Origin of the sequence: Haematospirillum sp. H4485, from assembly GCF_012102745.1 — a bacterium.
In the GTDB taxonomy this organism is placed as follows: domain Bacteria; phylum Pseudomonadota; class Alphaproteobacteria; order Rhodospirillales; family Rhodospirillaceae; genus Haematospirillum.
The window spans coordinates 17,749-32,076 of the sequence record NZ_JAAVSY010000002.1 but is presented as its reverse complement, the minus strand read 5'-3'; the positions used below and the strand labels follow the sequence as shown (position 1 = coordinate 32,076).

Sequence of the window (14,328 nt, the reverse complement as noted above, 5' to 3'; positions counted from 1 at the left end):
AAACAGACTGAATTGGAATGCCTGACGTGCCCGTTCCCCTGTTTATCCGCAAGTCCGAACCCGCGCCCTTGCCAGCCCTGCTGGAGTGGGGTGACTGGTCGGCTTTGCCACTTCCCTTTGACCGCCTGAAAGTCGCCGTGGCGATGGAACACTGGCAGGACGTGGTGGCGCGTTTTGTGGATTCTTGTACAGAGCAGTTGGTTCCTGTACCGGATATGGTATCCGGTCATCCTGATGTCCAGAGGGTTCTGGAAAGTTGTTTTGGCAACAGTCCGTTTCTGACCGCCTGCCTTTTGCAGGAGCCGGCTTTTTTCTTCTCCCTGTCCTCGCGCGGGCCGGATGTCGAAATAACGGTGTTGCTGCATACCCTGAGGCAGGAGTTGGCACAGCCCGTAACCACGCCCGAGCTGATGAAGGCCTTGCGCGTGGCCAAGCGGCGGATGTCCATGCTGGCTGGCCTTGCGGATATGGCAGGTGTCTGGGATTCCATTCGGGTCAGTGCGGCATTGTCCGATTTTGCGGACATGGCCTTGCGACTGTGTGTGACAGCCTTGTTGCGTGCGGCGCAGAACACGGGACAGATTGATCTTCCCCATGCCGACGATCCCCAGAAGGATTGTGGCTACATGATCCTGGCGCTGGGCAAGCTGGGTGCTTTCGAGCTGAACTACTCCTCTGATATTGATCTGGTTGTCCTCTACGACGAGGAGAAAATCCGGTACCGGGGGCGCAAGTCTCCATCAGAATTCTATGTCCGCCTGACCCGTGATCTGATGCGTCTTCTGGAAGAACGTACGGCCGACGGGTATGTCTTCCGCACCGATTTGCGCCTGCGTCCGGATCCGGGATCGACAGCCTTGGCGCTGTCGGTGCAGGCTGCGGAAATTTACTATGAAAGTTTTGGTCAGAACTGGGAACGGGCGGCGATGATCAAGGCGCGCCCGGTTGCCGGTGACATTGTGCGCGGTCGTGAGTTCCTGTCCGGACTGCGTCCGTTTGTGTGGCGAAAATCACTCGACTTCAATGCGATACAGGATATTCACTCCATCAAGCGTCAGATCCATGCCCATAAGGGAGGAGGGCATGTTGCCGTAGCCGGTCACAACATCAAGCTCGGCCGTGGGGGTATCCGGGAGATCGAGTTTTTTGCCCAGACCCAGCAGTTGATCTGGGGCGGGCGTGTACCGGGATTGCGCCTTTCCCGAACCCTTGACGCCCTTGATGCCCTTGCAGATGCCGGGCGGATTACCGGCACTGTGCGTGATGACCTGAGCCGATGCTATCAGTTTCTCAGGACGGTGGAGCACCGGCTGCAAATGATTGATGACGCTCGGACACAGACCCTGCCCCTGGATCCGGAGCGCCGGGCGCATCTGGCCTGTTTCCTCGGGTGGCCGGACCTGGCATCGTTTGACCAGGCCATACAGGCCGTTCTGTGTACGGTTGAAACCCACTATGCCGCACTTTTTGGTGATGCTCCCGGTCTTGGTACCGAGACCCCGGACGGGCAGGGAGGAAGTCTGGTTTTTACAGGCCATGAGGATGATCCGGAAACCCTGCAGACCCTTTCGGGGTTGGGCTATACCAATCCCCGTGCCATTGCTGCAATGATCCGTGCCTGGCATCATGGCCGCTATCGGGTGACCCGCTCGACCCGGGCGCGTGAGGTATTGACCGAGCTGGTGCCAACCTTGTTGCGGGCGCTGGGCAGGACATTCCGTCCCGATGAAGCCTTTTACCGTTTTGATGAGTTTCTGCGGGGTCTGCCGGCCGGCATACAGATCTTCTCGCTTCTGTATGACAATGACCGGCTGCTGGATCTGCTGGCCGATATTATGGGGGATGCCCCGCGTCTTGCGGGTATTCTCGCCCGTCGCCCCGGGTTGTTTGATGCGGTTATGGCCCGGGATTTTCTGGCTCCGCTGCCCGACCGGGATGCCTTGGGGGCTGATCTTGACCGGATCCTTGCCGGAACATCGGCGTTCGAGGATGTGCTGGACCTGTGCCGGATCTGGGTCAACGGGCGGAAGTTTCAGGTTGGGGTGCAGGTGCTGCGTCACATGGTTGCTCCCCGTCCGGCGGGCGAGGCTCTGACGGCTGTTGCCGATGTGGTGCTTGATCGCCTCCTGCGTGAAACAGAACGCGAATTTTCCCTTCGTCACGGGCGTGTCCCGGGTGGGGCCTTGGTGGTTCTGGCCTTGGGGAAGATGGGCGGGCGGGAAATGACCGTAACCTCCGACCTTGATCTGACCCTCATTTATGATTTTCCAGCAGATTGTGAAACGTCGGATGGCCCGGTTCCTTTGGCGGCCAGTACTTGGTTCATCCGTCTGACCCAGCGGTTTGTCAATGCGGTTACGGCCATGACCCCTGCAGGTATTCTCTACGAGGTGGACATGCGCCTTCGTCCGTCAGGATCAAAGGGACCGCTGGCAGTCAGTCTGGATGCCTTTGTCCGGTATAACGCTGAGTCGGCATGGACGTGGGAGCGCATGGCCCAGACGCGGGCTCGGGTTGTATGCGGGGATCCAGACTTGGCCCGACGGGTTTCCCAGGCTCTTGTGCAGTCTCTTGGCATGCCTCCTGATCCGGGTTCGTTGCTGCTGGATGTTGCGGATATGCGGGTCCGTATGGCCCGTGAACGCCGGGCCGCCAATATGTTTGATGTCAAGTTATGGCGTGGTGGATTGGTGGATATCGAATTTATCGTGCAGTATCTTTTGCTTCGGCATGCCAATGCACAGCCTGCTGTTCTGGATACCAATATCGCCGGTGCCATCGATCGTCTGCGGGACGCAGGTTTCCTTGAATCCCCTGATGCGGACCTGTTGCAGGAGGCTCAGGAACTCTGGCTTGGACTGCAGGGCATTTTGCGCTATTCCATCGACGGCGTTTTCCGGGAGCAGGAGGTGCCACCCGGCCTGTGTGCGCGTCTGGCCCATTCAGCCGGGGAACCTGATTTCCCGCACCTGAAGGAACGCATGGATCATGTGTACAGGCAGGTATCAGCCCTTTTTGCACGCCTGATTGAACATCCGGCGGACCAGGCCCGCCGGGCCTCTGGTTCTGCGCCGGTACAAGGAGAATCGAAACCATGAACATGATGACAGGCCAGCCGGCTCCTGCGTTCGACCTTCCTGCCAGTGGTGGGGGACGCGTGTCACTGGCCGCGCTGCAGGACAGGATTGTTGTTCTCTATTTCTATCCAAAAGACCTGACGTCGGGGTGTACAACCGAGGCCGAGAATTTCCGCGACCTGCACGATGATTTCCTGGCTGCCGGCGCTGTGGTTCTTGGCGTATCCAAGGATTCCGTGCGTAAGCATGACCAGTTTGTGGAAAAGCACAGCCTTCCGTTCCCCCTGCTGTCCGATGAAGAGACCGGCAGCCTGTGCGAGGCCTATGGGGTCTGGGTCGAGAAGAGCATGTATGGTCGCAAGTATATGGGCATTGATCGCTCCACATTCCTGATTGCGCCGGGTGGTAAAATCGTGCAGGAGTGGCGTAAGGTCAAGGTCCCCGGCCACGCTGCTGCGGTTCTGGAGGCTGTCCGGCAGCTATCAGCCTGATGGTTCTGTGCGCTTCTGCTTGACAATGGGCCCCGAACCGTGTGCTTTTCGCCGTTTCGGGGCCACATTGTTGTGTGGTTTGCCCGATCCGGCTGTTTCCATGAACCAAGAGGTATCTTCCATGCACGCGTACCGTACCCATACCTGTGGCGATCTCCGCAAGGAGCATGTGGGCCAGCAGGTGCGGCTGTCCGGTTGGGTTCACCGCAAGCGTGACCACGGCAACCTGCTGTTTGTCGACTTGCGTGACCACTACGGAATCACCCAGTGTGTGACCGATGTGTCATCGGAGATTTTCCGGGTTCTTGAAACCCTGCGGCCGGAAAGTGTTGTTACGGTTACCGGTGCGGTGGTCGCCCGTTCACCGGAAACGGTCAATCCCCGTTTGACCACGGGTGAGGTAGAGCTGCGTGTTTCCGACATTGTCGTGCAGTCGCGTGCTGACGTTCTGCCTATGCAGGTTGCTGGCACGGAAGAGTTTGGCGAGGATACCCGCCTGCGCTATCGCTACCTTGATCTGCGGCGCGAGAAAGTACACGCCAACATGCTGTTGCGTTCGCAGGTGATCGCCTGGTTGCGCCAGCGCATGACAGCCGATGGTTTCAACGAGTTCCAGACCCCGATCCTGACGGCCTCCAGCCCCGAGGGGGCCCGTGACTTCTTGGTTCCCAGCCGCCTGAATCCGGGGCGCTTCTATGCGTTGCCCCAGGCCCCGCAGCAGTTCAAGCAGCTGTTGATGGTTGCGGGCTTTGATCGCTATTTCCAGATTGCTCCTTGCTTCCGTGACGAAGACAGCCGTGCTGACCGTTCGCCGGGTGAGTTTTACCAGCTTGATTTTGAAATGAGCTTTGTCACCCAAGAGGATGTGTTCAACGCCATCGAGCCGGTCCTGCATGACCTGTTTGTGTCGTTCTCTGGTGGCAAAGCGGTTTCGCCCATGCCGTTCGAGCGCATCCCCTATGATACTGCGATGCTGAAGTACGGGTCGGACAAGCCGGATCTTCGGAACCCGCTGCTGATTACCGATGTAACCGATGCCTTCCGCGATTCCGGTTTCGGGATTTTTGCCCGTGGCGTTGCGGCTGGCAGCGTGGTCCGTGCCATTCCGGCCCCCGGTGCAGCAGCTCGTCCGCGTGGGTGGTACGACAAGCTGAATGAATGGGCCCGTGAGGAAGGGCAGGGCGGCCTTGGTTATGTCCAGTTTGCCGCCGATGGCCCGAAAGGCCCGATTGCCAAGAATCTGGAAGCAGACCGTCTCCAGTCCATCAAGGATGCCTGTGGCCTTCAGGATGGAGATTCGGTGTTCTTTGTCTGCGACAAGGCACTGGCTGCTGCCAAGTTTGCCGGCAAGGTGCGGGAACGGGTCTGTGATGACCTGTCACTGCGCGAACAGGGCGTTTTCCGGTTCTGCTGGACGGTTGACTTCCCGATGTACGAGCGCAACGAAGATACCGGCCAGATCGAATTCAGCCACAACCCGTTCTCCATGCCCCAGGGCGGCATGAACGCTCTGGAGACCATGGATCCGCTGGATATCAAGGCATTCCAGTATGACATCGTGTGCAACGGGATAGAGCTGTCTTCCGGTGCCATCCGGAACCACCTGCCAGAGATTATGTACAAGGCTTTTGCAATTGCCGGCTATGGTCCTGATGTGGTCGAAGAGAAGTTTGGCGGCATGTTGAATGCCTTCAAGTTCGGGGCCCCTCCGCATGGTGGTGCGGCGCCGGGTATCGACCGTATGGTGATGCTGCTGGCTGACGAGCCCAATATTCGCGAGGTTATCCTGTTCCCGATGAACGGCCAGGCTCAGGATCTTTTGATGCAGGCACCTTCGGAAGTGACCGAGAAGCAGCTGCGCGAGCTTCATATCCGCCTTCAGCTGCCGAAGAAAATAGAGGTTCAAAAGGGCGGAACAGCCCCGGCCAGTGCTGCCGGTGCATAGAGTCCTTCCCCTGACTTGATCCTTATGTGTCCAAGCCTCCCCGGGCTATACATGCCCCGGGGAGGCTTGCGTTTATGCAACACTTCCCGGAAAACAGACGCGTAGCTCGCCCCCGGGTGTGGAGCTGACTTGGCAAATCCTTTGAACTGCACCATTCTGGGGCGTCATTGTTTCGGCCAATAGGCAGTCCGCAGGAACTCTGCCATGTATGGGCGTTATCTGAGAATAGCTTTGATGTCTTGTGTTGTCGGGCCTTTCCTGGGTGCCGGCTTTTCTGTTGCAGTCTGGTCAAAGCCTGTTGTTCCATCGAAGGGCTCCAGCCTTGTGCCCCACGCGGCCGTGTACCGGATGGAGCTGCACTCGGCCCGTTCTTCCTCGGGGATTGTCGGGGCTTCCGGGACCATGCGCTATACTTTTGAAGATGGCTGTACAGCATGGAAGGTCAAGACCCGCACTGATCTTACTCTGTTCCAGAGTCAGGGGGATGCGGTGTCGTCCAGCTGGGACTTTATGTCGTGGGAAGCCAAGGATGGCCAGTCCTACCGCTTTTCTGTCCAGAACATGCGGGATGGGGAGGTTCTTGATTCCTATCAGGGGGAAGCGCGGATGCCTCCTGCCGGGGTTGGCAGTGCTATTTTCCGGATAGAGGGAGACCGGCAAGACGTTGTTTTTGATCTGTCTCCGGGTACGCTGTTTCCGGCAGCGCACACAGACCTTCTCTTCCGGCAGGCCCGTAATGGAGGGCGTTTTCTGGCCCGTCCCGTTTTTGATGGTTCCATCATCGGCCCAGCCTTTGATCTGTCGGCTGCAGTTGGCAACCCGTTCCCGGATCAGGCTCCTTCCGTTCTTCCCGGTAATGCCTTGCTGAAGGGTGGAGGGTGGCCGGTTGTCTTGGCGTTTTTCAACCCGGCCAACGGCGGGGGTGTTCCTGATTTCGAGGTATCCCTGCGTTACCGGAGCAATGGTGTGGCCGAAAGCCTGCTGCAGAATTTTGGCACGTTCAGCCTGCGCGGTACGCTCGTCGAGGTCCATCCTCCCCCGGCGCCGGACTGTGCCCTATAGGGCGTTTAGTCTGCCGGATGGAGGAGCAGGGCCGGTTGGGGGCGAACCTGATCCTGGCAATCCCACAGCAGTGATGCTCCCCGTACAATACTGTCGGCCCCGTGTGCCGCTTTGCACAAACGGGTTGCTGTGTTGTTGCTCAGCGCCCAACCGGACCACAGCAGGGGGATTTTTTCATACAGCCAGTCTATGTCCGACAGGGCGCCGCCCAGCACAATGGCATCAGGGTCAACCAGATTGACGATGATGGACAGGGCCCGGGCCAGCCTGTCTGCGTAGCGTTGCATGCTTTCCAGGCAGTCCGGATCCCCGGCTGTGGCTGATGCAGCAATATCAGGCCACGGTAGTGTCATGCCCGTTGCTCTTGCGTGGTCATCTATCAGGCCATGCGTTGACAGAAACGTTTCTGTGCAGCCTGTCAGTCCGCAGTAACAATCCGGGCCCGGTCGTTCGTCGGCGTGTTTCCATTCCCGTGGCCATGGAATAGGATTGTGGCTCCATTCACCCCCCAACGCATTAGGGCCACTCAGAATACGGTTTCCGATGGTCAGGCAACCGGTTACACCGTGGTCCAGGATGGCATGGAAGCAGCAGTACAGGCCCGCACTGGCACCATCCATCGTTTCTGACAGCGCCATGCAGTCTGCATCGCTGGCAATGCGCACCGGACGTCCAATCGCTGCGGCAAGGTCAAGGAGCATCGTGTGGCCAATCAAGTCCTGGACAGGGGATGTCCGGATATGTCCGCTGTCAGGGGTAATACTGCCAGGGATGGCGACGCCAAGGCTTCCCTTTCCATATTCACGGTCCAGCATTTTGACCCGGCTGGCCATCGCTTGCAGTCTGTCGTGGTAGGATGGCGATGTCAGCGGGTGCTGTTCGCGCGTCAGCACAAAGTCGTTGGTTGTCAGAGCCAGAACATCAAAGCTGTTATGGCCAAGACTGATGCCGATGCGTGGATGAGGCATGAACGAAACCCTCTTCTCTGACACCTTGGTGGACCAAGCTTGCACTTCTGTCCGTCAACTGCCACTTTTGCGGCATACTACAGGGCGGGTCAATTGCCGGGATGCTTCTTTTTGCGTTGTCTGTCAATTCCGGTTGACCCTTTCAGGGAGCTGTCATGCGTATTTTTGGTAGGGCGTTGTTGTGGGCATTGGCTCTGTGCGGCGTTGTTTTTGTCAGTTTGTCTGTTGTTCTTGTGATTGGTGTATCCCGCCTGGGGCCTTCTTTCTCCCGATCGACTGATCTGCCTTCGGAGATGATTTTGTCCCTGTCCCTGGATTATCCAACACCGGAATTGCCAGAGGTTCATCTTGATCATTTGTTCGAGCCGCAGGTCTCGCTGGTCGATATTGTCACTGTCCTGGATCGTGCGGCTGCGGACCCCAGGGTCAAGGCGGTGACGGCCCGTATTGGTGATGCCGGGCGTGGTATGGCGGAAGCGCAGGAACTGCGCGACGCGATCGCGCGCTTTCGTGATTCGGGCAAACCGGCTTTTGTCTTTGCCGAGACTCTCGGGCAATCCAATGGCGGCGGTGCAGAATACCTTCTGGCATCGGGCTTCTCGGAAATCTGGCTGCAGCCTTCAGGGACCCTGGGTTTGACAGGCTTTGGTGTCGAGGTGCCTTTCCTGAAGTCTGCCCTGGAAAAAATCGGTATCGAGCATGAGTTTGCAAGCCGTTGGGAGTACAAGACGGCGATGGACAGCTTGGTGCGCGATGACATGAGTGAGCCGCATCGGGTTTCACTGCGTGCCTTGCTTGATTCCTGGCAGTCCCAGTTGCTTGATGCGGTTGTTTCCGGGCGTGGCCTTGAACGGGCTTCTGTAGAAGTCTTGGCGGCTCGTCCTCCCTTGTTTGCCAGTGAAGCAAAGGATGCCGGTCTGGTTGATACCATCGGGTACCTGGATGAGTTTATGGATGCTGTACACAGCGCAGCAGGAACCGACAAGGAGGTATCATTGGATGATTACCTTGCCGGTACGGCGGTGCACCCGTCGCCGCATGCTTCGCGTATTGCCCTGATTCACGGGGTGGGTGTCATCCATGCCGGGGCCAGCGAAGATGGAACCATGTCCGGAACGCACAGTATTGGTTCCGATACGGTTGCGGGGGCTATTCGCAGTGCAGTGGATGATCCGGATATCAAGGCCATTGTCCTGCGGATCAACAGCCCCGGTGGCGATGCTGTTGCCAGTGATACCATCTGGCGCGAGGTGGCCCGGGCCAAGGAAAAGGGTATGCCCCTGATTGTGAGCATGGGCGAATATGCCGCGTCGGGTGGCTATTTTCTGTCCATGCCCGCGCATGCGATTGTTGCAAATCCGGGTACAATAACAGGCTCTATCGGCGTGTTCTCGGGCAAGACCGTGGTATCTGGATTGTGGGACAAGCTGGGTGTTTCCTGGGCGCGGGTCGAGACAGGATCCGGGGCCCTGATGCTTAGTCCGAATCGCAAGTTCACGCCGGAAGAACGTGCCTGGTTCGATCGCTCTCTTGATGCCATCTATACAGATTTCACAGGGAAACTGGCACAGGGGCGCGGTCTCGCTCCCGATCAGGTGGACCATGTGGCCCGTGGCCGGGTCTGGTCCGGCCATGATGCAAAAGCTGTTGGTCTGGTTGATGTCCTTGGCGGTTTTGGTACAGCCGTGCGCTTGGCGCGGGAGGCCGCCGGTATTGCTGAAGACGCAGAGATCGATCTGGTCCCATTTCCGGCCCCGAAAACAGAATGGGAGCAAATTCTGGCTGTCTTTGGTGGTTCGGCGCATGGCATGCGGCAGTTGAGCTATCTGACCGCCCTGGAACCGTTTGTGAAGCCGTTTGTATCAGGGATCGAACGTCAGCGCGCCATCGGGCGAAGCCCGGCTGTTCTGATGGCTCCTTCTTCTGAAGGATTGTAGGAGCGGCGACGAGGGGTGTGGTATGCGCAATCCACACCCCACGCCGGGTTTTTCAGGTCGGGAGCCGCTGTGCCGCCAGAAGGAACTCAACATTGCCTTCCGGCCCCCTGATGGGGCTTTCCGTTATACCCAGAACGGTCCATCTAGGCTGATCTGTCAGCCATGCGCGCATGGTATCGCAAACCTCCTGGTGAAGTGCGGGATCGCGGACAACTCCTCCTTTGCCCAGGCGCTCTTTGCCGACTTCAAACTGTGGTTTGATCAGCGCAACCAGATATCCCCCCGGCTTCAGGAAGGTCAGGGGTGTTTCCAGGACCGTCCGCAGGCCGATGAAGCTGGCATCGCAGACGACTAGGTCAACGGGTTCCGGGATATGGTCTGTCGTCAGATAGCGGGCATTCGTTCGTTCCAGAACCACGACGCGTGGATCAGTCCGCAGGCGATGGGCCAGCTGTCCATAGCCCACATCCACCGCATAAACCCGTGACGCCCCCCGGGTCAGCAAAACATCGCTGAAGCCGCCGGTAGATGCCCCGACATCCAGTGCCGTGCTTCCGGTAACGGGAATGTTGAAAACCTCCAGCCCCTTGTCCAGCTTCAAGCCCCCGCGTGAGACCCAGGGGTGATCCTGTCCTTTCAGGACGATTGTCTGGTCCAGGGCAACGCGGGTTCCCGGTTTGTCAACGCGGTGTCCATCAACCAGAACCAGGCCAGACATCACCAATGCCTGTGCGCGTGTCCGGCTTTCGGCCAGGCCGCGGTCCACCAGCATCTGGTCAATACGTTCCTTGGTCGCTTTTTTGGAATGGTCTTGTGTCTTCTTTGTCATCAGGGTGTTGCGGTACTCAGGGTCTGTACATATTGGCCAATGCCGTTCATCAGCATCTGGATGGCAATCACAACAAGAATAATGCCCATCAGGCGCTCGATCAGGTTGAGAGCTCGATCCTTGATCCAGCGGCGCAGAAGGTCGCCGGTATAAATTGTCAGCCCGCCAAGCACGCATGCCATGACGATGGCAAGGGCCCAGTCACCGATCCGGTCAGGCTCCTGCGTGGCAATCAGCATGACATAGGCCATGCTGGACGGACCAGCAGCCAAGGGCACGGCCAGGGGAACCAGCCAAGGGTCCGGATCCGTCCCTTCCGTAAGGCTGCCATACTGGCCCGGAAAGATCATGCGCAGGGCAACCAGGAACAGGACAACCCCCCCGGCTACCGACAGGGCGGGCGCCGAGATACCCAGAGAGGACAGGAGGGTCCGACCGAAAAACAGGAACAGCAGCAGGGCGATCAGGGCAAATGTAATTTCACGCAGGATTGCACGGCGGCGGCGGGTTTTTTCCAGCCGCCCCAGCACAGACAAAAAGATCGGGACATTCCCCGGAGAGTCCATAAGCAGAAAAAGGGTGATTGTGACCGATAAAATCGTCATGGCACGGGGATCCAGCAATCAGGAACCGGCAGAAAGCCGATAGTCCGGCCACAATATCCTCTTGATCTGCTGTTCGCAAACGATCTCAGCCTGATACAGGCTTTATGGAAACACTGGTGTCGCTGGCCAGCAGTTCCATGACCTTGGCGGCAATGCATCCGGCATCAAGACCCGCTTCTTTCAACTGCCTGGCGGGTGTGTCCTGCTCGATAAAGGTATCGGGCAGGGTCAGGGTTCGTACCTTCAGGGTACCGTCCAGAAGCCCGCAGTCCGACAATGCCTTCATGACCCAGGACGAGAATCCGCCGGTTGCCCCATCCTCTACAACAAGAAGGATGGCGTGGCGTGTTGCGAGGTCTTCCAGCAGCGCAAGGTCAAGGGGCTTGGCAAAGCGGGCATCCGCCACGGTCGGCGACAGTCCGTGGCTGCCCAGTATATCAGCGGCTTCAAGGCACTGGTGCAGGATGGTACCCAGGGCCAGCAGGGCTGTTCCCTTGCCTTCCCGTACGATTCGGCCCTTGCCGATCGGCAGGACCTGCGGTTTCTCGGGCAGGGAGACGCCAACACCTTCGCCCCGGGGGTAGCGGAAAGCAAAGGGGCCACTGTCATGGGCAGCGGCTGTAGCCACAGCATGAACCAGTTCCGCTTCATCCGAAGGGGCCATGATGGTCATGTTCGGCAGGCAGCCCAGATAGGCAAGGTCAAAGGAACCGTGGTGGGTTGCCCCGTCAGCGCCTACCAGACCGGCCCGGTCGATGGCAAAGCGAACGGGAAGATTCTGCAGGGCAACATCGTGCACAACCTGATCATAGCCTCGTTGCAGGAACGTCGAATACAGGGCGGCAAAGGGCCGGTACCCCTCCGATGCCAAGCCGGCAGCAAAGGTAACAGCATGCTGTTCGGCAATGCCGACATCAAAGCAGCGATCCGGGAATGACGAGGCAAAAACATCCAGCCCTGTTCCTGAAGGCATGGCGGCCGTGATGGCGACAATGCGTGGATCCTGTCCTGCCGCATCGGTCAGGGCCCGTGCAAAAACCCCGGTGTAGCTGGGGGCGTTGGGCTTGCTTCTTTCCTGTGCCCCGGTCATGACGTTGAAGCGTGCCACGCCGTGGTATTTGTCCGATGCAGCCTCGGCCGGGGCATACCCTTTGCCTTTCTGGGTCACGACATGAACCAGAACCGGCCCGTGACCATGGTCGCGGACGTTACGCAGCACGGGTACAAGATGCTCCAGGTTGTGGCCGTCAATGGGGCCGACGTAGTAAAAGCCCAGTTCCTCGAACAGGGTTCCCCCGGTCATCATGCCACGGGCATATTCCTCTGCACGGCGCGCGGCACGGTTCAACGATTCCGGGAAGCGCTTGATCAGTCCCTTGGCCAGGCTGCGCAGGGACACATAGGGTTTGGACGAGATCAGCTTTGACAGATAAGCACTCATGGCACCGACAGGCGGAGCAATCGACATGTCGTTGTCGTTGAGAATGACAACCAGCCGGGCGTTCATGGCACCGGCATTGTTCATGGCTTCATAGGCCATGCCGGCACTCATGGCACCATCACCGATGACCGAAACAACATGGTTCCCGGCGCCTGACAGGTCACTGGCCACGGCCATTCCCAGGCCAGCGGAAATGGAGGTGGAGCTGTGCCCGGCCCCAAAAGGATCGTACTCACTTTCTGCACGGCAGGTGAAACCCGAAAGACCTCCACCCTGACGCAGGGTCCGTATGCGGTCACGGCGTCCGGTCAGGATCTTGTGCGGGTAGCACTGGTGGCCGACATCCCAGATCAGCCTGTCTTTCGGTGTGTTGAAAACATGGTGCAGGGCGACAGTCAGCTCGACCACCCCCAGCCCGGCCCCCAGGTGCCCGCCGGTTGTCGAGACGGCATCGACAAGCTCGGCCCTCAGCTCCTCGCATAAAAGACCAAGCTGATCGATCGACAGATTTCGCAGGTCTGCAGGGTATGTAATCGTATCAAGAAGCGGGGTGTCGGGTTTTGCCGGCAAAGGAAACCTCCGGTGCGATCAGGTGCGTGTTGTGTCGTGACAGTCAGCTCTGGCGTTCAAGGACATATCCTACAACATCGCGCAGCAAAGATGCTTCTTCGTCAAAAACTTTAAGATGGGAAATGGCTTGTTCGCCAAGGGCACGGGCCTGTTCCTTCGCTCTCTCCAGGCCGAGCAGGGTGACAAAGGTTGCCTTCCCGGCGGCGGCATCCTTTCCCTGGGTTTTACCCATGCGGGCCGGATCGCCCTCTACGTCGAGAAGATCATCGACGATCTGGAAGGCCAGCCCCAGGTCGTGGGCATAAGCCTGCAGCGCGTGGCGGATCTGTGGCGGTGCCTTGCCAAGGATGGCCCCGGCCATGCACGAAAAGCCGATAATGCGGCCGGTCTTCATCTGGTGCATACGGGTGATGGCTGAAACATCAAGCCCGGGGTGATCCCGCCCTTTCCGTTCAGCCAGAAGGTCAACCATCTGCCCGCCGACCATGCCATGGGGCCCCGCGGCCTTGGCCAGTTCACTGACCAAGGTGCAGCGTACGGCAGGATCGGCATGGGTTGACGGGGCAGCAAGAACCTCGAACGCACGGGTCAGCAGGGCATCACCCGCCAGAATGGCTGTTGCTTCATCAAACTGGCGGTGGCAGGCTGGTTTTCCCCGGCGCATGCTGTCGTCGTCCATGGCGGGCAAGTCATCGTGGACAAGAGAATAGCAGTGGACCATCTCCACCGCGGATGCGGTGCGCAAGGCTGCGGTTTCGCTGACATTGAACATGTCGGCTGTTGCCAGGACCAGGAACGGGCGCAGCCGTTTTCCGCCAGCCAGCGTTGAATAGCGCATGGCTTCAAAGACCCGTCCCTCTGCTTCCGGTATCTCCGGTATCAGACGGGCGAGCATTGTTTCGACCGCAGCCGTTTTTTCTTTCAGGGCAGCCTGCAGGGCTAGGCTCATGCCGGGCATTGTTCTGGAACCTCAGGCTGGATCAAGAGGGGTTGTGCCGCTGGCCGTTCCGTCGGCAGCAAGAGCAATTTTTTCCACCCTGGCTGTCGCATCCGCCAGTCGTTTTTCACAGTGGAACTTGAGAAGGGTCCCGCGTTCATAGGCCCCGACAGCCTCGTCGAGTCGAACCTGACCACGCTCAAGTTGCTGGACAATCTGCTCCAGTTCGCGCAGGGCATCCTCGAAGCTTAGTCCGGCAATATCCGGGGGCAGGGTGGCGGTCGTCATGGCATCCTCTTCTCATTGGGGGCGCCAGAGTATAGGGCACCTGACGGCAAGGCAAGATATCTGGGCGCGATTTGGGAAGCCTGTTGACGGCTTCTGTATTGCCTTTGGTTTCCGGGCCGTTTAAACGACGGTGTCGGTTCCCAACATGCTGACATCTTGTATCATGACAAAGCAGCAC

Annotated in this window: 11 protein-coding genes; 5 read left to right on the top strand and 6 right to left on the bottom strand. The window is 58.7% G+C overall.

Going from position 1 to position 14,328, the window contains the following annotated elements; all coding sequences use genetic code 11:
• Positions 1–17 precede the first annotated feature (17 nt).
• The 4 genes from HEQ61_RS02720 (at position 18) to HEQ61_RS02705 (ending at position 6,575) form a co-directional block, all read left to right on the top strand.
• Positions 18–3,098: a bifunctional [glutamine synthetase] adenylyltransferase/[glutamine synthetase]-adenylyl-L-tyrosine phosphorylase gene (locus tag HEQ61_RS02720; RefSeq protein WP_245183089.1), complete on the top strand. Its 3,081-nt coding sequence runs from the start codon at positions 18–20 to the stop codon at positions 3,096–3,098.
• The gene (gene bcp / locus HEQ61_RS02715) at positions 3,095–3,568 is read left to right on the top strand and encodes a thioredoxin-dependent thiol peroxidase (RefSeq protein WP_168019587.1); all 474 of its coding nucleotides are present in this window, start codon (positions 3,095–3,097) and stop codon (positions 3,566–3,568) included. The genes HEQ61_RS02720 and bcp overlap by 4 nt, the downstream gene beginning before the upstream one ends.
• A 121-nt stretch (positions 3,569–3,689) precedes the next feature.
• The gene (gene aspS, locus HEQ61_RS02710; protein ID WP_168019586.1) at positions 3,690–5,513 is read left to right on the top strand and encodes an aspartate--tRNA ligase; all 1,824 of its coding nucleotides are present in this window, start codon (positions 3,690–3,692) and stop codon (positions 5,511–5,513) included.
• Between the two features lie 204 nt (positions 5,514–5,717).
• Positions 5,718–6,575 (top strand): EipB family protein, encoded by an 858-nt coding sequence (locus tag HEQ61_RS02705; RefSeq protein WP_168019584.1) that lies wholly within the window; start codon positions 5,718–5,720, stop codon positions 6,573–6,575.
• 5 nt (positions 6,576–6,580) lie between these two features.
• Here the strand turns inward: HEQ61_RS02705 and HEQ61_RS02700 are convergent, their stop codons facing one another.
• A complete protein-coding gene (locus HEQ61_RS02700) occupies positions 6,581–7,543 on the bottom strand; it encodes an ROK family protein (protein ID WP_168019582.1) in 963 nt (320 codons plus the stop codon).
• Between the two features lie 155 nt (positions 7,544–7,698).
• Between HEQ61_RS02700 and sppA the strand changes: the two genes are divergently transcribed.
• The gene (gene sppA, locus HEQ61_RS02695; RefSeq protein WP_168019580.1) at positions 7,699–9,480 is read left to right on the top strand and encodes a signal peptide peptidase SppA; all 1,782 of its coding nucleotides are present in this window, start codon (positions 7,699–7,701) and stop codon (positions 9,478–9,480) included.
• A gap of 52 nt (positions 9,481–9,532) precedes the next feature.
• On the opposite strand, the gene HEQ61_RS02690 is transcribed toward sppA, so the two are convergent.
• The 5 genes from HEQ61_RS02690 to HEQ61_RS02670 form a co-directional block, all read right to left on the bottom strand.
• Positions 9,533–10,309 carry a TlyA family RNA methyltransferase gene (locus HEQ61_RS02690; RefSeq protein WP_168019578.1) on the bottom strand — a complete coding sequence of 259 codons (777 nt, stop codon included), beginning with the start codon at positions 10,307–10,309 and terminating at the stop codon, positions 9,533–9,535.
• Positions 10,309–10,914, bottom strand: a complete 606-nt coding sequence (locus tag HEQ61_RS02685; RefSeq protein WP_168019577.1) for a MarC family protein — start codon at positions 10,912–10,914, stop codon at positions 10,309–10,311. The genes HEQ61_RS02690 and HEQ61_RS02685 overlap by 1 nt, the downstream gene beginning before the upstream one ends.
• 85 nt (positions 10,915–10,999) lie before the next feature.
• Entirely contained in the window at positions 11,000–12,925 is a 1,926-nt protein-coding gene (dxs, locus tag HEQ61_RS02680) for a 1-deoxy-D-xylulose-5-phosphate synthase (protein ID WP_168019576.1), read from the bottom strand.
• Positions 12,926–12,968: 43 nt separating this feature from the next.
• Positions 12,969–13,883, bottom strand: a complete 915-nt coding sequence (locus HEQ61_RS02675; RefSeq protein ID WP_168019575.1) for a polyprenyl synthetase family protein — start codon at positions 13,881–13,883, stop codon at positions 12,969–12,971.
• 12 nt (positions 13,884–13,895) lie between these two features.
• Complete coding sequence (locus HEQ61_RS02670) at positions 13,896–14,150, bottom strand: exodeoxyribonuclease VII small subunit (RefSeq protein ID WP_168019574.1); 255 nt, start codon at positions 14,148–14,150, stop codon at positions 13,896–13,898.
• Positions 14,151–14,328: the final 178 nt, after the last annotated feature.